The 22,212-nt window shown below is 73.5% G+C and carries 18 protein-coding genes and 1 riboswitch; of the genes, 7 read left to right on the forward strand and 11 right to left on the reverse strand.

Annotated features, from left to right (window positions below; all coding sequences use genetic code 11):
- Positions 1 to 14: 14 nt before the first annotated feature.
- Together cobM and cbiE are read right to left on the reverse strand one after the other, a co-directional pair.
- Positions 15 to 761 carry a precorrin-4 C(11)-methyltransferase gene (gene cobM / locus BAY60_RS11745; RefSeq protein WP_112280991.1) on the reverse strand — a complete coding sequence of 249 codons (747 nt, stop codon included), beginning with the start codon at positions 759 to 761 and terminating at the stop codon, positions 15 to 17.
- Positions 758 to 1,951 carry a precorrin-6y C5,15-methyltransferase (decarboxylating) subunit CbiE gene (gene cbiE, locus BAY60_RS11750; protein WP_245992451.1) on the reverse strand — a complete coding sequence of 398 codons (1,194 nt, stop codon included), beginning with the start codon at positions 1,949 to 1,951 and terminating at the stop codon, positions 758 to 760. Before cbiE ends, cobM begins: the two co-directional genes overlap by 4 nt.
- Before the next feature lie 41 nt (positions 1,952 to 1,992).
- Positions 1,993 to 2,081: riboswitch (adenosylcobalamin (AdoCbl) riboswitch) on the forward strand.
- Between the two features lie 56 nt (positions 2,082 to 2,137).
- Here cbiE and BAY60_RS11755 point away from each other — a divergent pair.
- From BAY60_RS11755 to cobC, 4 genes are read left to right on the forward strand one after another with little or no spacing between them, the layout of a single operon-like run.
- A complete protein-coding gene (locus tag BAY60_RS11755; protein ID WP_112280992.1) occupies positions 2,138 to 4,126 on the forward strand; it encodes a putative cobaltochelatase in 1,989 nt (662 codons plus the stop codon).
- Positions 4,126 to 4,728: a cob(I)yrinic acid a,c-diamide adenosyltransferase gene (gene cobO / locus BAY60_RS11760; protein WP_112280993.1), complete on the forward strand. Its 603-nt coding sequence runs from the start codon at positions 4,126 to 4,128 to the stop codon at positions 4,726 to 4,728. The genes BAY60_RS11755 and cobO overlap by 1 nt, the downstream gene beginning before the upstream one ends.
- A complete protein-coding gene (locus BAY60_RS11765; protein WP_112280994.1) occupies positions 4,722 to 6,053 on the forward strand; it encodes a cobyrinic acid a,c-diamide synthase CobB in 1,332 nt (443 codons plus the stop codon). Before cobO ends, BAY60_RS11765 begins: the two co-directional genes overlap by 7 nt.
- Positions 6,046 to 7,077, forward strand: a complete 1,032-nt coding sequence (cobC, locus tag BAY60_RS11770) for an Rv2231c family histidinol phosphate aminotransferase CobC (RefSeq protein ID WP_112280995.1) — start codon at positions 6,046 to 6,048, stop codon at positions 7,075 to 7,077. Before BAY60_RS11765 ends, cobC begins: the two co-directional genes overlap by 8 nt.
- 348 nt (positions 7,078 to 7,425) lie before the next feature.
- Here cobC and BAY60_RS11775 read toward each other — a convergent pair whose 3' ends face one another.
- Genes BAY60_RS11775 through BAY60_RS11785 form a run of 3 tightly spaced genes read right to left on the reverse strand, consistent with a single transcriptional unit; the run spans position 7,426 to position 9,878 of the window.
- Complete coding sequence (locus tag BAY60_RS11775; protein ID WP_245992452.1) at positions 7,426 to 8,175, reverse strand: adenosylcobinamide-GDP ribazoletransferase; 750 nt, start codon at positions 8,173 to 8,175, stop codon at positions 7,426 to 7,428.
- Positions 8,168 to 9,217, reverse strand: coding sequence for a nicotinate-nucleotide--dimethylbenzimidazole phosphoribosyltransferase (cobT, locus tag BAY60_RS11780; RefSeq protein ID WP_112280996.1), 1,050 nt, complete (start codon positions 9,215 to 9,217; stop codon positions 8,168 to 8,170). The genes BAY60_RS11775 and cobT overlap by 8 nt, the downstream gene beginning before the upstream one ends.
- Before the next feature lie 25 nt (positions 9,218 to 9,242).
- On the reverse strand, positions 9,243 to 9,878 hold the full coding sequence (locus BAY60_RS11785) for a bifunctional adenosylcobinamide kinase/adenosylcobinamide-phosphate guanylyltransferase (protein WP_112280997.1): 636 nt from the start codon (positions 9,876 to 9,878) through the stop codon (positions 9,243 to 9,245).
- A 45-nt stretch (positions 9,879 to 9,923) separates the two neighbouring features.
- Between BAY60_RS11785 and BAY60_RS11790 the strand changes: the two genes are divergently transcribed.
- Positions 9,924 to 10,841, forward strand: a complete 918-nt coding sequence (locus BAY60_RS11790; RefSeq protein ID WP_245992454.1) for a cobalamin biosynthesis protein — start codon at positions 9,924 to 9,926, stop codon at positions 10,839 to 10,841.
- Here BAY60_RS11790 and BAY60_RS11795 read toward each other — a convergent pair.
- The 3 genes from BAY60_RS11795 to BAY60_RS11805 all read right to left on the reverse strand — a co-directional run bounded on the left by BAY60_RS11795 (position 10,832) and on the right by BAY60_RS11805 (position 13,854).
- The gene (locus BAY60_RS11795) at positions 10,832 to 11,590 is read right to left on the reverse strand and encodes a CbtA family protein (RefSeq protein ID WP_112280999.1); all 759 of its coding nucleotides are present in this window, start codon (positions 11,588 to 11,590) and stop codon (positions 10,832 to 10,834) included. The genes BAY60_RS11790 and BAY60_RS11795 overlap by 10 nt on opposite strands.
- Positions 11,591 to 11,606: 16 nt before the next feature.
- On the reverse strand, positions 11,607 to 11,822 hold the full coding sequence (locus BAY60_RS11800; RefSeq protein ID WP_112281000.1) for a CbtB domain-containing protein: 216 nt from the start codon (positions 11,820 to 11,822) through the stop codon (positions 11,607 to 11,609).
- Between the two features lie 166 nt (positions 11,823 to 11,988).
- The gene (locus BAY60_RS11805) at positions 11,989 to 13,854 is read right to left on the reverse strand and encodes a LamG-like jellyroll fold domain-containing protein (RefSeq protein WP_245992456.1); all 1,866 of its coding nucleotides are present in this window, start codon (positions 13,852 to 13,854) and stop codon (positions 11,989 to 11,991) included.
- Positions 13,855 to 14,063: 209 nt separating this feature from the next.
- On the opposite strand from BAY60_RS11805, the gene BAY60_RS11810 reads away from it, so the two are divergent.
- Entirely contained in the window at positions 14,064 to 14,252 is a 189-nt protein-coding gene (locus BAY60_RS11810; RefSeq protein ID WP_112281002.1) for a hypothetical protein, read from the forward strand.
- An 86-nt stretch (positions 14,253 to 14,338) separates the two neighbouring features.
- Here BAY60_RS11810 and BAY60_RS11815 read toward each other — a convergent pair whose 3' ends face one another.
- Positions 14,339 to 15,790, reverse strand: coding sequence for a glutamate synthase subunit beta (locus tag BAY60_RS11815; RefSeq protein WP_112281003.1), 1,452 nt, complete (start codon positions 15,788 to 15,790; stop codon positions 14,339 to 14,341).
- Positions 15,783 to 20,315: a glutamate synthase large subunit gene (gltB, locus tag BAY60_RS11820; RefSeq protein ID WP_112281004.1), complete on the reverse strand. Its 4,533-nt coding sequence runs from the start codon at positions 20,313 to 20,315 to the stop codon at positions 15,783 to 15,785. Before gltB ends, BAY60_RS11815 begins: the two co-directional genes overlap by 8 nt.
- Positions 20,316 to 20,732: 417 nt before the next feature.
- On the opposite strand from gltB, the gene BAY60_RS11825 reads away from it, so the two are divergent.
- On the forward strand, positions 20,733 to 21,914 hold the full coding sequence (locus tag BAY60_RS11825; protein ID WP_112281005.1) for an acyl-CoA dehydrogenase family protein: 1,182 nt from the start codon (positions 20,733 to 20,735) through the stop codon (positions 21,912 to 21,914).
- On the opposite strand, the gene BAY60_RS11830 is transcribed toward BAY60_RS11825, so the two are convergent.
- Positions 21,915 to 22,181 (reverse strand): hypothetical protein, encoded by a 267-nt coding sequence (locus tag BAY60_RS11830; RefSeq protein WP_112281006.1) that lies wholly within the window; start codon positions 22,179 to 22,181, stop codon positions 21,915 to 21,917.
- Positions 22,182 to 22,212 lie beyond the last annotated feature (31 nt).

Consider the following 22,212-nt stretch of genomic DNA (forward strand, 5'->3'; position numbering starts at 1 on the left):
CCGTTCCGCGCCGGCTACGACTTCCGGGGGCGCTCGGCGGAGTAGAGGAAGCTGTCCGGGAAGTTCCCTGCCGCCAGCACCCGCCCGACGAAGATCATCGCCGCGCGCGTGATGCCCGCCTCGCGCACCTGGGCGGCGATGTCGCCGAGTGTGCCCCGCAGCACCCGCTCCTCCGGCTGGCTGGCCTGTGCCACCACCGCCACGGGGCAGTCCTCGCCGTAGTTGGGCAGCAGCTCGGCCACCACCTGCTCGATGCGGTTGACCGCCAGGTGCAGCGCGAGCGTCGCGCCGCTCGCGCCGAGGGTGGCCAGGTCCTCGCCGTCCGGCATCGCCGTCGAGCGGGCCTGGGCGCGGGTGAGGATGAGGCTCTGCCCCACGGTCGGCACGGTCAGCTCCCGCCCGAGCACCGCGGCCGCCGCCGCGAACGCGGGCACGCCCGGCGTGACGTCGTAGGGCACGCCGGCGGCGTCGAGCCTGCGCATCTGCTCGGCCACGGCGCTGTAGACGGCCGGATCGCCCGAGCACAGCCGCGCGACGTCCTCGCCCTGCTCGTGGGCCCGCACCAGCTCGGCGGTGATCTGCTCGAGCGTGAGCTCGGCGGTGTCGACGAGGCGGGCGCCGGGCGGGCAGTGCGCCAGCAGGTCCACCGGGGTGAGGCTGCCCGGGTACAGGCACACGCCGCAGCGCGCGAGCAGCTGCTGCCCGCGCACGGTGATCAGGTCGGCGGCGCCGGGACCGGCGCCGATGAAGTGGACGGTCATCGCTTGCTCGTACTCCATTGGGTCACGGTGCGGGCGGGTGTCCAGCCGGTGAAGCCGCCGAGTGGCCCCGCCTGCTGCACCGACAGCCTGGTCAGCTCGCCGCCGTGCTCGGTGTAGGCGGTGGCGAGGGCCTGCTCGGTCTCCAGCGTGACGCCGTGGGCGACGAGCCTGCCGCCCGGCCGCAGCGCGGCCAAGCAGGCGCCGAGCACCCCGGGCACGCTGACGCCGCCGCCGACGAACACCGCGTCCGGCGTTTCCAGCTCCGCCAGCGCGTCCGGGGCCGCGCCGGTGACGACCCGCACGTCGGGCACGCCGAGCCGGGCGGCGTTGCGGCCGATGCGCGCGGCCCGTTCCGGCCGGGACTCCACGGCGATCGCCCGGTTGGCCGGGCAGGCCCTGGCCCACTCGATCGCCACGCTGCCCGCGCCGGCGCCGACGTCCCACAGCAGCTCGCCGGGTGCGGGCGCGAGCCGGGCCAGCGCACTCGCCCGCACGTCGCGTTTGGTGAGCTGGCCGTCGTGCTCGAACGCCTCGTCGGGCAGGCCCGGAAGCGGTGGCGGCACGGGCGGGCCCGCGCACTCGATCGCGAGCACGTTGAGTGCCGCGCCGGGCGGGTGCGCCCAGTCGGCGGCGGTGCCCTCGACCCGACGCTCGTCCGGTCCGCCCAGCTCCTCCAGCACGGTGAGCCTGCTCGCACCGAAGCCCGCGCCGGTGAGCAGGGCGGCGACCTCGCCGGGGGTCGCGGCACCGGAGCTGAGCACCAGCACCCGGCGGCCGGGCGCCACCGCGCGCAGCACCCGGTGCACGTGGCGGCCCACGGCGCTGACCACCTCGGTGGTCTCCGCCGGCCAGCCGAGGCGGGCGCGGGCCAGCGTCACCGACGACACGGTGGGCACGATCCGCACGGCCCCGGCGCCGAGCCGCTCGACGAGCGTGGTGCCGATGCCGGACAGCAGGGGGTCACCGCTGGCCAGCACGCAGACGCGGCGCCCGGCGTGCTCGGCGAGCAGCCCGTCCAGCGCGGGCAGCAGCGGGCTGGGCCACGGCCGCTTCGCGTAGCCGCCGTCGGGCACGAGGTCCAGCTGCCTGCGCCCGCCGAGCAGCACCTCGCATCCGGCGATCTCGGCCCGCGACGCCTCGGGCAGGCCCGACCAGCCGTCGGCCCCGATTCCCACCACGACGATCGTCACGTTTCGGCACGGTAGCCGAGACGTGTGAAAGGATCGGGCCCGCGGTCGTCGTGGAACCCGGTGCGAGTCCGGGACGGTCCCGCCACTGTGACTGGCACGACATGCCAGGAGTCAGAGCTTCGACGGCCGCCGCGTGTGCTGACGAGACGTGGGCGAGGACACCCACCCGTAGCGAGGGAGTTGCCTGTGCGGCCGTACCCGTTCACCGCCGTCGTCGGGATGGCGGACCTGCGCCTGGCGCTCGTGCTCTCCACCATCTCGCCCGCGATCGGCGGGGTGCTGGTGCGCGGCGAGAAGGGCACCGCGAAGTCCACCATGGTGCGGGCGCTCGCCGGTCTGCTGCCGGGCGTGGACGTCGTGGACGGCTGCCGGTTCTCCTGCGATCCGGCGCGGCCCGACCCCGCGTGCCCCGACGGCCCGCACCCGGAGGGCTCGCCCGCCCACCGGCGCCCGGCGCGGCTGGTGGAGCTGCCGGTCGGCGCGGCCGAGGACCGCGTGGTCGGCTCGCTCGACCTGGAGCGCGCCCTCGGTGACGGCGTCACCGACTACCAGCCCGGCCTGCTGGCGGGCGCGCACCGGGGCCTGCTCTACGTCGACGAGGTCAACCTGCTGCACGACCACCTGGTGGACACGCTGCTCGACGCGGCGGCGATGGGGCGGGTGACGGTCGAGCGCGAGGGCGTTTCGGTGTCGCACGCGGCGCGGTTCGTGCTGATCGGCACCATGAACCCCGAGGAGGGCGAGCTGCGACCGCAGCTGCTCGACCGCTTCGGCCTGACGGTGGAGGTCGCGTCGAGCCGCGACGCGGCGCAGCGGGCCGAGGTGGTGCGCCGCCGCCTGGCCTACGAGGCGGACCCGGACGGCTTCGCCGAGCGCTACGCCGCCGACGAGGCCGCGCTGGCCGCCGAGATCGACGCCGCACAGCGGCTGCTGCCGTCGGTGACGCTCACCGACGAGGCGCTGGTGCGCATCGCGGAGGTGTGCGCCGCCTTCGAGGTCGACGGCATGCGGGCCGACATCGTCACGGCGCGCACCGCCGCCGCGCACGCCGCCTGGTGCGGGCGGGACACGGTGACCGTCGACGACATCCGGGTCGCGGCACAGCTGGCGCTGCCGCACCGGCGCAGGCGCAACCCGTTCGACGCGCCGGGCATCGACCCGGAGCAGCTGGAGGAGGCCCTGCGCGACTCCGAGCCGCCCGAGCAGGGCCCCCCGGACGGACCCGACGGACCCGATGGACCGGACGACCCCGGCGGACCTGGCGGCCCCGGTGGCGAGCCACTGCCCGAGGACGGCCAGCACGGCGACGCGGGTGGCCAGCACGGCGACGGGAACGGCCAGCACGGCGGGGCGGGGGAGCGCACCGTGTCGCCCGGCGCGCCGTACCGGGCCCGGCTGTTCACCGTGGGCGGCACCGGCTCGGGCGCGCACGGGCGCCGCTCGCGCGCGGTCACCGACACCGGCCGCACGGTCGGTGTGCGGCCCGCCGGAGCGCGCGAGGGTGGCCCGCACCTGATCGCGACCGTGCGCGCGGCGGCCCCGCACCAGCGCGCGCGGGGGCGTTCCGGTGCCGGACTCGTCGTCCGGCCGCACGACCTCCGTTACGCGCTGCGCGAGGGCAAGGAGGGCAACCTCGTGCTGTTCTGCGTCGACGCCTCGGGCTCGATGGGGGCACGCTCGCGGATGCGCGAGGTGAAGTCGGCGGTGCTCTCACTGCTGCTGGACGCCTACCAGCGCCGGGACAAGGTCGGCCTGGTGACGTTCCGCGCCGCGACCGCCGAGGTGGCCTTGCCGCCGACGATCAGTGTCGACGCGGCGGCGTCCCGGCTGGAAACCCTGCCCACCGGAGGGCGTACGCCGCTGGCCGAGGGCCTGCTGCGCGCCACGGACGTGCTGCGCGTCGAGGCGCTGCGGGACCCGAAACGCCGGCCGTTGCTCGTGGTGGTCACCGACGGCCGCGCCACCAGCGGCCCCGACGCCGTGGCCCGGTCCCAGGCCGCCGCCGACCTGCTCGCGCGAACCGGCGTGACCAGCGTCGTGATGGACTGCGAGACCGGGCGCATGCGACTGGGCCTGGCCAGGCAGCTCGCGGCCCGGCTCGGCGCGGAGCACGTCGCGCTGGGAGACGTGGCGGCGGATTCGCTGGCGCGCGAGGTGAAACGGAGGGCGGCCTGATGCCACAGGGAAAGCCGGAGGTCGTTCCCGACGACGGGCTGACGACGCGGCAGCGCCGCCACCGCCCGATCCTGGCCGTCCACACCGGAGTGATGAAGGGCAAGTCCACCGCGGCGTTCGGGATGGCGCTGCGGGCCTGGAACCAGGGCTGGTCCATCGGCGTGTTCCAGTTCGTCAAGTCCGCCAAGTGGCGCGTCGGCGAGGAGACCGCACTGCGCGTGCTGGGCGAGAGCGGCCAGGGCGGGCCCGTCGAATGGCACAAGATGGGCGAGGGCTGGAGCTGGGCGCGCAAGAAGGGCAGCGAGGACGACCACGCCGCCAACGCGCGCGAGGGCTGGGCCGAGATCAAGCGCAGGCTCGCCGCCGAACGGCACGACTTCTACGTGCTCGACGAGTTCACCTACCCGCTGCACTGGGGCTGGATCGACGTCGCCGACGTGGTGGAGACGCTGCGGGAGCGGCCGGGCCGCCAGCACGTGGTGATCACCGGCCGCAACGCGCCGCGGGAGCTGCTCGACGCCGCCGACCTGGTGGCCGAGATGACGAAGGTCAAGCACCCGATGGACGCGGGCCAGAAGGGCCAGCGGGGCATCGAGTGGTAGCCCGGATCGTCGTCGCGGCACCCGGGTCCGGCCACGGCAAGACCACCGTCGCCACCGGTCTGATGGCGGCGTTGCGCCGGCGCGGCCTCGCCGTCTCCGGGCACAAGGTGGGTCCCGACTTCATCGACCCCAGCTACCACGCACTGGCCACCGGGCTGCCGCCGCGCAACCTCGACCCGTTCCTGCAGGGGGAGCAGCGGGTGGTGCCGCTGCTGCTGCACGGCTCCCGCGCGGCCGAGGTGGCCGTGATCGAGGGCGTGATGGGGCTGTTCGACGGGATGCTCGGCACCGACGGCTACGCGTCGACGGCGCACGTGGCGCGGCTGGTCTCCGCGCCGGTGGTGCTGGTCGTGGACGCGAGCGCCGCCAGCCGCAGCGTCGCCGCGACCGTGCTCGGCTTCGCCCGCTACGACCCGCGACTGGAGCTGGCCGGGGTGATCCTCAACAAGCTCGGCTCGCAGCGGCACGAGGACGAGATCCGGGCCGCGTTGCAGCCCACCGGCATCCCGGTGCTGGGCGCCCTGCGGCGCAGCGACGACATCCATGCCCCGAGCAGGCACCTCGGGCTGGTGCCCGCGGGAGAACGGGAGTCGGAGTCGCGGCGGCTGCTGCCGGCGCTGGCGGCGTGGATCGCCGACGGCGTCGACCTGGACGCCGTCGTCCGGGTCGCACGCACCGCGCCGCCGCCTGCCGGGCAGCCGTGGTCGCCGGACGCCGCGTACGGCGGACCGCGCCGGGTGGTTGCGGCGGCCTCCGGGCAGGCGTTCACGTTTCGCTACACGGAGACCGCCGAGCTGCTGGCCGCGCACGGCGTGGATGTGGTGGACCTGGACCCGCTGCGCGACACCGCCCTGCCGCCGGGCTGCGCCGGGCTGTACTTCGGTGGCGGGTTCCCCGAGGTGCACGCCGAGGAGCTGTCGGGAAACGAGCCGCTGCGCGGCGAGCTGGCGCGGGCGGTGCGGCGGGGCATGCCGGTGGTCGCCGAATGCGCGGGCCTGCTGTACCTGTGCCGGGAGCTCGACGGCCTGCCCATGGTCGGGGCGCTGGACGCCACCGCGCGGATGACCCGGCGCGGGGCGCTCGGCTACCGCAGGGCCACCGCGCCGTCGGCCACGCTGCTCACCGGTGGCGGTGAGGAGGTGACCGGGCACGAGTTCCACCGCACCATGGTCGAGCCCCGGTACGGGCCGACGCCGGCGTGGCGCTGGGACGGCGAGGCGGAGGGCTTCGCGACGGACACGGTGCACGCTTCGTACCTGCACGTCCACTGGGCCGGGCATCCCGGGCTGGCGCGGCGCTTCGCCGAGGCGGTGCACCGTGGCTGAGCAGGGCGAGTACGACCTGCTCCACCACGGCGACCGGGAGGTCGGCGACGGGCTGGTGGACCTCGCCGTGAACGTGCGGCTCGCGGCGCCGCCGGAGTGGCTGCGCCGGGAGCTGGCGGACACGCTGTCCGGGCTCGCCGCCTATCCCGACGTCCGGGGCGCCGTGGAGGCCGTCGCCGCCCGGCACGGCCGCCCGCCCTCGGAGGTGCTGCCGACGGCGGGCGCCGCCGAGGCCTTCACGCTCCTGGCGAGTGCGTTTCGCGGGCGAAACGCGGTGGTGGTGCATCCGCAGTTCACCGAGCCCGAGGCCGCGCTGCGCGCCGCGGGGCAGGCGGTGCGGCGGGTGGTGCTGCCCGCCGCCGACGGGTTCGTGCTCACACCGGACGCCGTACCCGCGGACGCGGAGCTGGTGTTCGTCGGCAACCCGACCAACCCGACGTCGGTGCTGCACCCGGCACAGGCGCTGCGGCAACTGTGCGCGCCCGGACGGCTGGTCGTGGTGGACGAGGCGTTCCTCGACGCGGTGCCCGGCGAGCCGGAGAGCCTGGCGGGGCAGCGGCTGCCGGGGGTGGTGGTGCTGCGGAGCCTGACCAAGACGTGGGGGATCGCGGGGCTGCGAGCCGGGTACGTGCTCGGCGAGCCGGAGGTGCTGGACCGGCTGCGTGCGGTCCAGCCGCCGTGGTCGGTGTCCACCCCGGCGGCGGTGGCGATGGTGGCGTGCAGCCGTCCGGACGCCGTGGCGGAGGCGAACCGGCTCGCCCGCGAGGCCGACCGGGACCGGGAGCGTCTGGTCGAGGGCCTGCGCGGGCTCGGTGTCGAGGTGGCCGGTGTGCCGAGGGCGCCGTTCGTGCTGGTCCGCGTGCCCGGGGCGGGGCGGGTCCGGCTGGCGTTGCGCGAGGCGGGTTACGCGGTCCGCCGCGGCGACACCTTCCCCGGCCTGGACGGCGACTGGCTCCGCATCGCCGTCCGGGACCGGGAGACGACGGACCGCTTCCTCGCCGCCCTCGCCGATACCCTCACCTGACCCCGCGCGAGTCCTGCACTCAGACCCGCGAGTCCTGCGCTCAAGCCCGCGAGTCCTGCACTCAAGCCCGCGAGTCGAGCCCCCCAATGCCACATTCGTGGCGTTCAACTTCCCCAATGCGGCATTCGTGGCGTCCAGCGCTACCAATGCCGCATTGGGGAACTATGACCGGCTCGGTGGCTGCCGTCCCGCGGAAAGCCGTACCGAGCGCAGAACTCGCGGGCACGAGTGCAGGACTCGCGGGCACGAGTGCAGGACTCGCGGGCACGAGCGCAGGACTCGCGGGCACGAGTGCAGGACTCGCGGGCACGAACGCAGGACTCGCGGGCACGGGTGCAGGACTCGCGGTCAGAGGGTGAGGACCAGCAAGGCTGCCGCCGTGGCCAGTTCGACGGCGGCTCCGAGGACGTCGCCGGTCAGGCCGCCCAGCCGACGGACGCAGCGCGCGAGCAGCAGCCCCGCCGCCGCGCAGGACGCCGCCACGGCGAGCGGACCCTGCCACCACGGCAGGCCGGGAGCGAGCACGGCGAGCCCGCCGACCAGCACGGGCACCGCCAGAGCCAGCGGTACCGGCACCGCACCGGCCACCGTCGCCCCCAGCCCTTCCGGGCGCGCCGACGGCACCCCGCGCACGCAGCACACCGGCAGCACGGCACGCCCGGCGACGACCCCGGCCACGGCCGCGGTGACGCCGTGCCCCGCCGCCACGGCACCCGCCAGCGCCGCGCACTGGACGATCAGCACCAGCACCAGGGTCGCCACGCCCGTCGGCCCCGAGTCGCCGCGGCGCATGATCTCCAGCGCCCGTTCGCGGTCGTAGGAGGCGCCGAGCCCGTCGGCGGTGTCGGCCAGTCCGTCCAGGTGCAGGCCCCGGCTGCCCAGCGCGACCGCGCCGATCGCCAGCCCGGCGGTGGCCAGCGCGGGCAGCCCGGTCGCGTCACCGGCCAGCACCACCGCGCCCGCCAGCGCGGCGAGCGGCGTGGCCGCCAGCGGCGCCAGCAGCATCGCCCCGCCCGCCACCCGGCGGTCGATCACCCGCGGCGCGGGCACCGGCAGGGCCGTCAACGTGCCCAGCGCCAGGCGCAGGGCGTCACGCAAGGTCGGCGAGCCGCCCCATCTCGGCGAGGGTGGCCCTGGCCGCGCGCAGCACCGGCACCGCCTGCACCGCGCCGCTGCCCTCGCCGAGCCGCAGCCCGAGATCGAGGATCGGCTCCAGGCCCAGCGCCTTGAGCGCGAACGCCTGCGACGGCTCGGTGGAGCGGTGCCCGGCCAGCCACCAGCGGGCCGCCTCCGGCGCGATCTCCCTGGCCACGAGCGCCGCCGCGCCGGAGAACACGCCGTCCAGGAGCACGGGCACACCGCGCACCGCCGCCTGCACCAGGAACCCGGCCGTGGCGGCGGCACAGGCGCTGCCCAGCGCGGTCAGCAGCGCGAACGGCTCGCGCGCCCGCGAGCCGGCGCGGGCCAGCGCCGCCTCCACGACCGCGACCTTGCGGGCCCGGCCCCGCTCGTCCACGCCGGTTCCGGCGCCGACCACGTCCTCGGCTGGCAGGCCGAGGCACGCCGCGACCAGTGCGGAGGCCACTGTGGTGTTGCCGATGCCCATGTCGCCGGGGATCAGCAGGTCGGCGCCGCCGTCGATCTCCTCGTCGGCCACCGCTCGCCCGGCCGCGAAACCCCGCTCGGCCTCACCGGGCTCGAGCGCGTCGGCCACGTCGATTGCCCCGGAGCCCCGGCGGACCTTGTGCGCGGTCACCTCCGGCGGCACGTCGGTCAGGTCGCCGTCCACGGCCACGTCCAGCACCCGCACCCGCGCGCCCACCTGGCGGGCGAGAACGTTGACCCCACTGGCGCCGGAGAGGAACACCCGCACCATGGCGGCGGTGACCTCGCGCGGATACGCCGACACCGGCGACACCGCCGACACCGGCGACGCTGCCGACACCCCGTGGTCGCCTGCGAACACCACCACGCGCACGTCGTCCAGCGGACGGGGCGGCACCGTGCCGTGCGCGGCGCACAGCCACGCCGCCAGCTCCTCCAGCCTTCCGAGTGCGCCGAGTGGCTTCACCAGCCCGTCGAGCCGCTCGCGCGCCTCGCCGCGCGCCCGCTCGTCGGGTGCCGGGATGTCGAACGTCACCGTGTCTCCTCCGGTTGTTGTCGGGTCATCGCAGGTCGAGCACCCGCCCGGCCACGACGAGCCGCGTGGTGTGCGCGTGGGCCGCCACGGCCGTGTTGAGCGAGCCCAGGACGTCGCGGAAGATGCGCCCGGACACGGTGGGCGGGACGACGCCGCTGCCGACCTCGTTGCTCACGGCCACCACGGGTCCCGGCGTGGCCTGCCAGACGTCGACGAAGGCCTGCAGCCGCTCGTCGACGCGCTCCTGCCAGCCCTCTTCCTGCTGCCAGGCGCCGACCTCGTCGAGCACCCTGCTCACCCAGGTGCCGAGGCAGTCGACGAGCATCGGCGCCCGCGTCTCGCGCAGTGTCGTGGTGAGGTCCGCGGTCTCCACGGTCCGCCAGTGCGCGGGTCTGCGCGCGCGGTGGGCGGCCACGCGCGCCGCCCATTCGGGGTCGTCGTCGCTGGGCGGCAGGCCCGCGGCGACGTAGACGACGTGGTTGTAGCGAGCCATCAGCTGCTCGGCGTGCCTGGACTTGCCGGAGCGGACCCCGCCCAGGATCAGGACCCGGCCGCCCGCCTGGGGACCGCGGCCATACCTGCGCAGCAGCGAGGCCCCGGCCTCCAGGCGGGCGGCCACGGCCTCGGCCAGGCGCCTGGTGTTGTCATTCATGGTCGGCATTCTTTCCCACCGGCTAGGGTTCGCGCTGTGGTCTGTTCCCAACGTGTGACCGCGGCCGGAGTCGTCGCAGGTTACGCGGTCGACGCGGTGTTCGGTGATCCACGCCGCGGCCATCCGGTGGCCTGGTTCGGCCAGGCGGCGGGTGCGCTGGAGCGGCGCATGTGGGCCGACTCGCGCGGCCGGGGAGCCCTCTACACGGGGCTGTGCGTGGGCGCGGCCGCCGGTGCGGGCGCGCTCGTGCAGCGGGCGACGCGGACCCGGCCGCTGGCGCGCTTCGCCGCCACGACCGCCGCGACCTGGGTCGTGCTGGGCGGGCGCGGGCTCGCCGCCGAGGGCGAGGCGATGGCCGGTCTGCTCGATGCGGGCGATGTCCCCGGCGCCAGGGCAAGGCTGCCGCACCTGTGCGGCCGCGACGCGACCACGCTCGACGCGGACGGGCTGGCCAGAGCCGCCACCGAGTCGATCGCCGAGAACACCTCCGACGCCGTGGTCGCCCCGCTGGTGTGGGGCGGGCTGGCCGGACTGCCCGGGCTGCTCGGCTACCGCGCGCTGAACACCCTCGACGCGATGGTGGGGCACCGGTCGCCGCGGCACGCGCGGTTCGGCTGGGCCGCGGCCCGCGCCGACGACCTCGCCAACCTGGTGCCCGCACGCCTGAGCGCGATGGCGGCCTCGGCCGCCGCCCCGCTGGTGGGTGGCCGCCCCTCCCGCGCGCTGCGGGCGTGGCGGCGGGACGCGGGCCACCACCCGAGCCCGAACGCCGGGCCGGTGGAGGCTGCGTTCGCCGGTGCGCTCGGCGTCCGGCTCGGCGGCGTGAACACCTACGGCGGCCGCGTCGAGAACCGGGGCATGCTCGGCGACGGCCCGGCACCGGGCCCCGCGGATCTGCGCCGGTCGGTGCGGCTGTCGCGGCTGGTGGGCCTGGCCGCGCTCGCGGTGAGCGCCGTGGCCGCCTATCGCTGACCTGCCAGGCCGGCCGGTGCCGTTGGCGCGGTGTCCCCGGCACGCAAGGCCCGCTCGGCGAACGCGCCGAACAGCAGCCCCAGCGACGTCCACAGCACCAGCTGCGTCGCCAGCGAGGCCAGGCGGAAGTCCCACAGCACCGAGCCGGGGAACTCCGGGGGCACCTCGTCGACCACCGGCAGCAACGCGGCGGCCACCGCCGCGGCCACCACGTAGCCGCCCGCGGCGAGCAGCCCGCCCCACCACGCGCCGAGGCGGTCGGCCAGCGCCCGGCCCGCGACAGCGGCGACGATGCCGAGCGCCAGCGACAGCGCCACGAACCCGAAGTACAGCGACGTGCGGTCGCCGATGGTTCCCGGCTGGCCCACCGCGGGCGGGTTCGCCGGATACTTCAGGAACGGCACCAGCACCACGACCACGAAGGCACCCGCCGCCAGCAGCGCGGCGGTGAGCCGGGGACGCAGCGCGCCGAGCCTGCCGTGGACGAACGCGAACGCCACCGCGAACAGCCCGCCCACCGCGACGCCGTACAGGCCGACTCCGGTGAGCAGCCCGACGGTGCGCTGCACGCCGCGGCTGACGACGGCCTCCTCGGCGCCGTGGCCGTGTTCGTGCGCACCCGGCCCGGCCTCTTCCAGTCCAATCGCGACATCGACGGACGGCTCACCGACGACGTAGGCGAACACCGTCGCGAGCGCACCGGCGATCAGGCCCGCGAGCAACCCGCGGACCAGCACGGTCCTCATCATCGTCTCGTGCCCTGCGTCAGTGGCAGGGGAAGGCGAGCAGGTGCCTGCCGTCGTGCACGAACTCGTGCACAAGGCCGTTGGTCGACAGCAGTTCGACGGCACCGGCCTCCGTGCTGACGAAGAACAGCACCACCAGGGCGAGCACGCCGGCGAAGACCGCCCACGGGGCGATCTCCCGCAGCGGAATGCGGAGCGGAACGGGATGCGGGGTGGCGATGCTCGCCTGCGACATCGAAAACCTCCTCGGGCTTGGCGCGGCCCTTCGTGGAACGGTTGCGATGGCGGCGGGTCTGACTCCCGAGTGGACTCGGTTACAGTGGCGCGACCGTGCGGATTCTCACCGGCTTCCGGCCGCCATCGCGCAGCCTGTCGAGACTAAGTTCGCAGGCTCACCGCTGTCAACGGCGCCGTGCTGTGAGGAACTCCTCCGGACGCAGTGCCCGGGACACGATGCGGGTGTCGCCGATCCAGCCGTAGAAGCCCTGCCCGTACTGCTCGTTGAACTGGGTGCCGCCGAGAGCGAACGGTTTGCCCAGCGTGCTGATGCCGCGGGAGTACTCCGCCGCGTTGCGCGCGATGCGCGAGCCGTCCACGTAGAGCACGGTCCGCCTGCCGTCGTTGACGACGGCCAGGTGCATCCACCGGCCCACCGGCACCGCGTGGCTCCACGACGTCGGGTCGGCGTCCACCGGCACCGGGTAGACGACGAACTGCAGGAACCGTTCGGGGGAGAGGTTCAGGCTGCACGTCGGTTCGTCGGCCGACCACCCGCTGAACTTCCCGGCGTCGCGGGCCTTGCCCTCCCAGCTGAGAATCCCCATCCAGGCGTGGTCACCCTCGAACGGCTCGGGCAGCTTGACGAACGTCTCGATGGTGTAGCCGGACTCGAAACGCATGCTGTTCAGCGGCGCGTTCGCCCCGGTGCGCAGCACCGCGCCCCGGTCGGGGCTCTTGCCGCCGTCGAAGCGCAGGCTCGCGTGCGCGGGCTGGGCGTCGTGGTGCTCGGCCGACCAGGTGAGCACCTCGGGCGCGCTGTCGTGCAGGCGCTGTGCCCGCAGGTCGTTGCCGTTGCCGGTGAGGTCGCGTGCCACGGTCCCCGGCGCGATCACCCTGCCGTCGGTGCCCGCCTCGCCGAGTCCCGCGCCGTCGAAGCGCCAGTACGCCACCGTGCCGCGCGGCATCACGGCGCTCGCCGGGCGCGGCGGCGGTACCACCACGGGCGCGAAGCCGGCGAACCGCTCGGCGAAGTCGATGCTCACGCTGAAGTGGTCGACGTCGCTGGTGAGCTCCACCGTCTCCGCCTCGAGGGGCGTGCGCCGGTGCTCCTTCTTGCCCAGCAGCCACGGCGAGAACGTCTCGACGTCGATGGCGCCGCGCACCAGGTCGAACGAGTACGTCCGCAGCATGCCCGCACCGCCGTAGTAGCGGTCCTGGTAGTTGGTGATGTGCAGGTGGACGGGGTTGCCCGCGTCGTTGGTGAGGGTGGTGCGCCCTGGCGGCCAGTAGTGCCCGCCGAGGGCAAGAAAGATCTGGTCGTGCCCGCGGATGACCCCGTCCCACAGCCGCTGTCCGTGGCCGGACAGGTGCGCGTGCCCGTCGTCGTCGGCCCACACGAGATCGTGCGTGGTGAGGATCGCCGGCAGCTCCGGGTGCTGGGCCAGCACGCCGCGGGTCCACGCGAGGCCCGCGTCGGAGACCCGCCAGTCGAGCGCGAGCAGCAGCCACGAACGGCCGCCCGCGGTGAAGACGTGGTAGCTGTTGTAGCCGTCCGGCGAGGATCCCCGGTAGGTGCGCATCCGCGCGAACCGGCTGGGGCCGAACGTGCGCAGGTAGGGCGTGTCACCACGCTGGTCGTCGCCGGAGACGTCGTGGTTGCCGCCGAGGACGCTGTAGGGCAGCTTGCCGTGCACCGCCCGGAAGACGGTGTCGGCCGTGCGCATCTCGGCCTCGGTGCCGTGCTCGGTGACGTCGCCGAGGTGGGCCAGGAACACGGTGTTGGAGCGGCCCTGGTTGCGCACGACGTAGTTCAGCGTGTCGCGGACCGGTTCGGGGTCGGAGCCGCCCTCGTCGATGAGGTACTGGGTGTCCGGCAGCACGGCGAGGGTGAACCGCGGGCTGTCGGTGTCGGCGCGGCCTCCGATGGTGGCGGCCGCCGCGCCCGGGGTGCCCAGTGTCGAGGCGGCGGCGACGGCCGCCGGGGTGCCGACCGCGGCCTGCAGTACCAGGCGGCGGCGGACGTGACGGGGTTCGGGGGAGTTGTCCACGGCCGCCAGCTTCCGTCGCGGTGCTGGCGGTCCGGTGACCGATGGCGGAACGGTGCGCCACGAACGGGTGATCATCCGGGGCTCGGGAAACCGGGCCGCCGGGCCGGGCGACCTGGTCTGGAGCCGGAGCACACCGGCGCGGTCCGCCCGAGGGCCCACCGCCCCGGTGTCCGCCGGCCCACCCCGTCATGCCACACCAAGGAGGACCGATGGCCCAGCACATCGCGACATTCTGCGGCAACTGCAACTGCGGCTGCCCCGAGCTCTTCCTCGACCACGACGCGCCCGAGGACAAGCGCGTGGTGCTCACCGACGACTTCGGCCAGCGCGTCCAGCTGAGCGTCGAGCAGTGGCACGCCATCGCCGCCGCCGTCAAGGACGGCACCGTCACCGTGTGACCCCGGCGACGCGAGCGGCCAACACGTCCGCTGCCGGGCGTGTTGGCCGTCCGCGTCGGTGTGGTGGCCTGCCGCGGTGCCGGCGGCTACGCGATCGGGCGGTCCGTGGGCGCGATCGGCGCCGGGAGGACGTCGCGGCCGGTGAGGTAGGCGTCGACGCCCGCCGCCGCGGAGCGGCCCTCCGCGATCGCCCACACGATGAGCGACTGGCCGCGGCCCATGTCGCCCGCCACGAACACCTTGTCCAGGCTCGTCTTGTACGTCCCGTCGCGGGCGACGTTGCCCCGCTGGTCGAGCTCCACGCCGAGCTGGTCGAGCAGGCCCTCCCGCTCCGGGCCGACGAAGCCCATCGCCAGCAGCGCCAGCTGCGCGGGCAGCTCGCGCTCCGTGCCCTCCACGGGCACGAACCTGCCGCCCTCGTTGCGCACCTCGACCAGCTTCAGCGCCCGCAGGTGGCCGTTCTCGTCGGCGAGGAACTCCTGCGTATTCACCGAGTACAGGCGCTCACCGCCCTCCTCGTGCGCCGAGGACACCCGGTAGATCATCGGGTACATCGGCCACGGGTGAGCGTCCGAACGCGACTCCGGCGGCCTCGGCATGATCTCCAGCTGGGTCACCGAACGGGCACCCTGCCGGTGCGCGGTGCCGACACAGTCGGCGCCCGTGTCCCCGCCGCCGATCACGACGACGTCCTTGCCGTTCGCGTCGATCGGCGGGGAGTCGAGCTTGCCGCTGGCGACGCGGTTGGCGTAGGGCAGGTACTGCATCGCCTGGTACACGCCCTCGACGTCGCGGCCCGGCGCGGGCAGGTCGCGCCACGCCGTCGCACCGCCCGCCAGCACCACCGCGTCGTAGTCGGCCAGCAGCTGCTCCGCCGTGACGTCCACGCCGACGTTGACGCCTGCCCGGAACTCCGTGCCCTCGGCCCGCATCTGCTCCAGCCGCCGGTCCAGCCGGTGCTTCTCCATCTTGAACTCGGGGATGCCGTAGCGCAGCAGCCCGCCGATGGCGTCCGCCCGCTCGAACACCACCACGTCGTGGCCCGCGCGCGTCAGCTGCTGCGCCGCCGCCAGCCCCGAGGGCCCGGAACCCACGACCGCGACCTTCTTGCCGGTCCTGGTCGTCGGCGGCTGCGGCTTGACCCAGCCCTCCTCGAAGGCGCGGTCGATGATCGAGATCTCGACGCGCTTGATGGTCACCGGGTCGTCGTTGATACCCAGCACGCACGCCGTCTCGCACGGCGCGGGGCACAGCGTCCCGGTGAACTCCGGGAAGTTGTTCGTGGCGTGCAGCCGCTCGATGGCGTCCTGCCAGTCCTCGCGCCACACCAGCGTGTTCCACTCCGGGATCAGGTTGCCGAGCGGGCAGCCCTGATGGCAGAACGGGATGCCGCAGTCCATGCAGCGGCCCGCCTGCTGCTCCAGCTTCGAGCGCTCGAAGTCCTCGTAGACCTCACGCCAGTCCCTGATCCGGATGTCCACCGGGCGAGACTTCGGCGTCTCCCGGGGAGTGGTCAGGAAACCCTTCGGGTCAGCCATGCGCTGCCTCCATGATCGCCTCGTTCACATCACGCCCGTCCCGCTCGGCGGCGGCCTGCGCCTGCAGGACGCGCTTGTAGTCCTTGGGCATGACCTTCGCGAACCGCGTCAGCGCCAGCTCCCAGTCGGTGAGCAGCGCCCGCGCCACCGCCGACTCCGTCTCGGCGTAGTGCCGCTCGACGGCTTCCCGCAGGAACGCGGCGTCCGCGTCGTCCAGTTCGTCCAGGTCCACCATCTCGCGGTTGACCCGGCCCAGCGTCAGGTCGAGCACGTAGGCGATGCCGCCCGACATGCCCGCGGCGAAGTTGCGGCCGGTCGGGCCGAGCACCACCACGCGCCCGCCGGTCATGTACTCGCAGCCGTGGTCGCCCACGCCCTCGACGACCGCCAGCGCACCGGAGTTGCGGACGCAGAACCGCTCACCGACCTTGCCGCGCAGGAAGATCTCCCCGCCCGTGGCGCCGTAGCAGATCACGTTGCCCGCGATGATGTGCTCCTCGGCGGCGAAGCCGGCCTCCTTCGGCGGTCGCACCACGATCCGCCCACCGGAAAGGCCCTTGCCGACGTAGTCGTTGGCGTCGCCGAACAGCCGCAGCGTGATGCCCTTCGGGACGAAGGCGCCGAACGACTGGCCCGCCGTGCCGGTGAAGGTGATGTCGATGGTGTCGTCGGGCAGGCCCTCGCCGCCCCAGCGCTTGGTGAGCTCGGAGCCGAGCATGGTGCCCACGGTGCGGTTGACGTTGCGCACCGGCAGCTCCAGCCGCACCTTGTCGCCCGAGGACAGGGCGCCCTCCGCCAGTTGGATGAGCGTGTTGTCCAGCGCCTTGTCCAGACCGTGGTCCTGCGCCACCACCTGGTGCCGCGAGGCCCTCGGCTCCAGCTCGGGCACGTGGAAGATCGGCGAGAGGTCCAGACCCGACGCCTTCCAGTGCTCCACGGCCTTGCGGGTGTCGAGCAGCTCGGCATGGCCCACCGCCTCGGCGACCGAGCGGAAGCCCAGCCGCGCCAGGTACTCGCGCACCTCCTGCGCGACGAACTCGAAGAAGTTCACCACGTAGTCGGCCTTGCCGTTGAACTTCTCGCGCAGCTTCGGGTTCTGCGTTGCCACGCCCACCGGACAGGTGTCGAGGTGGCAGACCCGCATCATGATGCAGCCCGAGACCACCAGCGGCGCGGTGGCGAAGCCGAACTCCTCGGCGCCGAGCAGGGCCGCGATGACGACGTCCCGGCCGGTCTTGAGCTGGCCGTCGGTCTGCACCACGATCCGGTCGCGCAGCCGGTTGGCCAGCAGCGTCTGCTGCGTCTCGGCAAGGCCCAGCTCCCACGGCCCGCCCGCGTGCTTGATCGACGACAGCGGCGAGGCGCCGGTGCCGCCGTCGTGCCCGGAGATCAGCACCACGTCCGCGTGTGCCTTGGACACACCGGCGGCGACGGTGCCGACGCCGACCTCGGACACCAGCTTCACGTGGATGCGGGCGGCCGGGTTGGCGTTCTTCAGGTCGTGGATGAGCTGCGCCAGGTCCTCGATCGAGTAGATGTCGTGGTGCGGCGGGGGCGAGATCAGGCCCACGCCCGGCGTGGAGTGCCGGGTCTTGGCGATCCACGGGTACACCTTGCCGCCGGGCAGCTGGCCACCCTCGCCGGGCTTGGCGCCCTGCGCCATCTTGATCTGGATGTCGTCGGCGTTGACCAGGTACTCGCTGGTGACCCCGAACCGTCCACTCGCGACCTGCTTGATCGCGCTGCGCCGCTCCGGGTCGTAGAGCCGCTCCGGGTCCTCCCCACCCTCACCGGTGTTCGACTTGCCGTGCAGGCGGTTCATCGCGATCGCCAGCGTCTCGTGCGCCTCCGCCGAGATGGAGCCGTAGGAGATGGCGCCGGTGGCGAACCGCTTGACGATCTCCGAGACCGGCTCGACCTCCTCGATCGGCACCGGCGGGCGCTCGCCCTCCTTGAGGTCGAACAGCCCGCGCAGCGTCATCAGCCGCTCGGCCTGGTCGTCGACCGCCTGGGTGTACTCCTTGAAGATGTCGTACTTGCCGCTGCGGGTGGAGTGCTGCAGCTTGAACACCGTCTGCGGGTTGAACAGGTGCGGCTCGCCCTCCCGCCGCCACTGGTAGTCGCCGCCGGTCTCCAGCTCGCGGTGGTTGGCGTGGAAGCCGTCCGAGGGGAACGCCTTCCTGTGCCGCTCGGCGACCTCCCTGGCCAGCACGTCGAAACCGATGCCGCCGAGGCGCGACGTCGTGCCCGTGAAGCAGGTCTCGATGACCTCCTCGCCGAGCCCGATCGCCTCGAAGATCTGCGCGCCCGTGTACGAGGCCACCGTCGAGACGCCCATCTTGGACATCGTCTTGCGCACGCCCTTGCCGAGCGCCTTGATGAGGTTGCGGGTGGCCTCCTTGGCGGTCACGCCCGGGATGCGGCCCTGCTCGGCCAGCTCCTCCACGGTCGCCATCGCCATGTAGGGGTTCACCGCGGCCGCGCCGTAGCCGATGAGCAGCGCGATGTGGTGCACCTCGCGGGCGTCGCCGGACTCGACCACGAGCCCCACCTGGGTGCGGCTCTTCTCGCGGACCAGGTGATGGTGCACGGCACCGGTGAGCAGCAGCGACGGAATCGCCGCCCGGCCGGCGTCCACGCCGCGGTCGGAGAGCACGATCAGCCGCGCCCCGCCCGCGATGGCCTCGCTCACCTCGGCGCGGATCTCGTCGAGGCGGGCCAGCAACGCCGCGCCGCCGCCCGCGACCTCGTACGTGCCGTGCACCGTGTACGCCTGGAACTCCGGCAGGTCGCCGTCGTCGTTGACGTGCACCAGCTTCGCCAGCTCGTCGTTGTCCAGCACCGGGAACGGCAGCACGATCTTGCGGCAATGCTCCGGCCCGGCTTCCAGCAGGTTGGGCTCGCTGCCGAGCTGCGTGCCCAGCGCGGTCACCAGCTCCTCGCGGATCGCGTCGAGCGGCGGGTTGGTCACCTGTGCGAACAGCTGCGTGAAGTAGTCGAAGATCTGCCGTGGCCTGCTGGAGAACGGTGCCAGCGGCGAGTCGTTGCCCATCGAGCCGATCGGCTCGGCGCCGCTGCGCGCCATCGGCTCGAGCAGGACGTCCAGCTCCTCCTCGGTGTAGCCGAAGGCCTGCTGGCGGCGCACGAGTGAGGAGTGCGTCGGCACCTCGCGCTCGCGCTCGGGCAGGTCGTCCAGCCGCAGCATCCCGGCCTCGAGCCACTCGTCGTACGGGTGCAGGGAGGCCAGCCCGCCCTTGATCTCCTCGTCGTCGATGATCCGGCCCTCGGCGGTGTCGACGAGGAACATGCGGCCGGGCTCCAGCCTGCCCTTGCGGACGATGGTGGACTGGTCCAGCTCCAGCACGCCGACCTCACTGGCCAGCACCACGAGGCCGTCCTCGGTGACCCAGTAGCGCGCCGGGCGCAGGCCGTTGCGGTCGAGCACCGCGCCGATCTGCGTGCCGTCGGTGAAGGCCACCAGCGCCGGGCCGTCCCACGGCTCCATGAGCGTGGAGTGGAACTCGTAGAACGCCCGCCGCGCGGGGTCCATCTCCTCGTGGTTCTCCCACGCCTCGGGAATCATCATCAGCACGGCGTGCGGCAGCGACCGGCCGCCGAGGTGCAGCAGCTCCAGCACCTCGTCGAACGACGCCGAGTCGCTCGCACCGCGGGTGATGATCGGGTAGATGCGCTGCAGCTCGCCCGGGATCAGGTCGGTGGACAGCTGCGACTCGCGGGCGTCCATCCAGTTGCGGTTGCCCTTGAGCGTGTTGATCTCGCCGTTGTGGGCCACGTAGCGGTACGGGTGTGCCAGTGGCCACGACGGGAACGTGTTGGTGGAGAACCGCGAGTGCACCAGGCCGATCGCGCTGGTGACGCGCTCGTCGGTGAGGTCGGGGAAGAACCGCTCGACCTGCGGCTCGGTGAGCATTCCCTTGTAGACGATGGTGCGCGCCGACAGGCTCGGGAAGTAGACCTCCTGCTCGGCCAGCGCGTGTTCGGCGCGCTTGCGCACGCAGAACGCGGCGCGCTCCAGCGCCAGCCCGGTCACGTCCTCCCGCTGCGGCGCGAGGAAGACCTGGGCGAAGTGCGGCATCGTGGTCCTGGCGGTGGGGCCGACGTGGTCGGTGTCCACCGGCAGGTCGCGCCAGCCGAGCACGCGCAGGTGCTCCTCGGCGGCGATGCGCTCGATGGTGGACATGGCCTTGCCGCGTGCCGTCTCGTCGACGGGCAGGAAGGCGGTGCCTGCGGCGTATGCGCCGGGTTCGGGCAGCGTGAAGTCCACGACCTCCCGGTAGAACGCGTCCGGGATCTGCAGCAGGATGCCGGCGCCGTCGCCGGTCTCGGGCTCGGCGCCCCGGGCGCCACGGTGTTCGAGATTCCGCAGGGCGACGAGGGCCTTGCGCACGATCTCGTGATCTCGGCGACCGGAGAGATCGGCGACAAAGGCCACTCCACAGGCGTCGTGCTCGTACTGCTCGTCGTACAAGCCCTTGGTTGGCTTGTCCGGTGCGTGGCGGGTCACGGCTTGCCGCCCTCCTTGGCTCGGCACAGCTGAGCCGGGCCTTTCAGCCGATCGGGCGATGCCGATCGGCTAACGGTCCGGCTCATCACTGCGATGGTCAGTCAGGGAAGTCGTCGATGGCGTTCAGCCCGAACTGGGCCCGCGCATCGTCGGGTGGACCACACTCCGTTGTGCGGCTCGCTAGAGCACCGCGCGACCCGGCCCGGCCCGCTGGGTGTCGGTGCCGTTCCGGCGCGCGCCAATTGGTCCCGGGTTCGCCGGTCTTATGACACTAGTGTGAATTCGCTGTAATCGGGATAGGTCGACGGTTGCACGTGGGAAACAACACTGCAGGATTGACGAGCGCCCGATCAGCTGTCCTACCCGTGGGTAGCGCTGTGACCTGCGGCGATAAGTCACCGGGGTACAGTCTGCGGCATGGCTGACAGCGCAATGGACCCTCGGGACTTTCTCGGCATCGACGCGTCGCTCTCGGCGGAGGAGCGCGACATCCGCGACGCGGTCCGGGAGTACGCACGGGCGGAATTGCAACCCCACGTCGCCGATTGGTATGAGACGGCAACCTTGCCGGCGCGGGAGCTGGCGAAGGGATTCGGCCGTTTGGGTGTCCTCGGCATGCATCTGGAGGGCTATGGCTGCGCGGGCACGTCCGCGGTGGCGTACGGCATCGCGTGCCGGGAACTGGAGGCCGTGGACTCGGGCCTGCGCAGCTTCGTCTCCGTCCAGGGCTCGCTGGCGATGTACGCCATCCACACCTGGGGCAGCGAGGAGCAGCGCGAGCGGTGGCTGCCCAGGATGGCCGCCGGTGAGGCGCTCGGCTGCTTCGGGCTGACCGAGCCGGACGCGGGCAGCGACCCGGCGTCGATGCGCACGCGCGCCCGCCGGGACGGCTCGGACTGGGTCCTCGACGGGACCAAGATGTGGATCACCAACGGCACGGTCGCCGACGTCGCGGTGGTCTGGGCACAGACCGACGAGGGCGTGCGCGGGTTCGTGGTGCCCACCGACACACCCGGCTTCGCGGCGAACGAGGTCAAGCGCAAGCTCTCGCTGCGTGCCTCGCTGACCGCCGAGCTCGTGCTCGACGGTGTGCGGCTGCCCGCGGACGCGGTGTTTCCCGAGGTCCGTGGCCTGCGCGGGCCGCTGTCGTGCCTGAACGAGGCACGCTTCGGCATCCTGTTCGGCACGGTCGGCGCCGCCCGCGCCTGCTACGAGGCCGCGCTGGAGTACGTGCTGTCGAGGGAGCAGTTCGGCCACCCGCTGGCGGCCTACCAGCTCACCCAGCGCAAGCTGGCCGACCTGGTGGTCGAGGTGAACCGCGCCGGGTTGCTGGCGCTGCACCTCGGCAGGCTCAAGGACGAGGGCAGCCTGCACCACAGCCAGGTCAGCTTCGGCAAGCTCGCCAACGTGCGCGCGGCGCTGGACGTGGCGCGCACGGCACGCTCGTTGCTCGGCGCCAACGGCATCTCGCTGGAGTACCCGGTGATGCGGCACATGGCCAACCTGGAGACCGTGCTCACCTATGAGGGCACCGAGGAGATGCACGCCCTGTCACTCGGGCAGGCGGTGACGGGCATCCCCGCCTTCCGGGTGGGGTGACTACGCGGCGACCGGAACGCTCAGCGCTGCCCGGCCCGCCTCGGTGAGGACGGCGGGCACGCGCTGGCCGGGCTTGCCTTCGAACGCCGGGGCGATGAGGCCCCTGCGGGCGAGCCGGTGCGCGGTGGCCTGGTCGCAACACGCGAGACCGTCGAGGAAGAGATCTGGTTCGCAGCTGGCCGTGATCTCCGCGCCACCCGCTGCTACGGCCTGCAGGGTGGCGCGCTCACGGTGATTCAGATCTGAGTCATTGCTCTCGTGAGGCATCGTGCCTCCTTGGTCTCGCGTTCCGGCTCCT

This window comes from Prauserella muralis, assembly GCF_003202285.1.
In the GTDB taxonomy this organism is placed as follows: Bacteria; Actinomycetota; Actinomycetes; order Mycobacteriales; family Pseudonocardiaceae; genus Prauserella_B; species Prauserella_B muralis.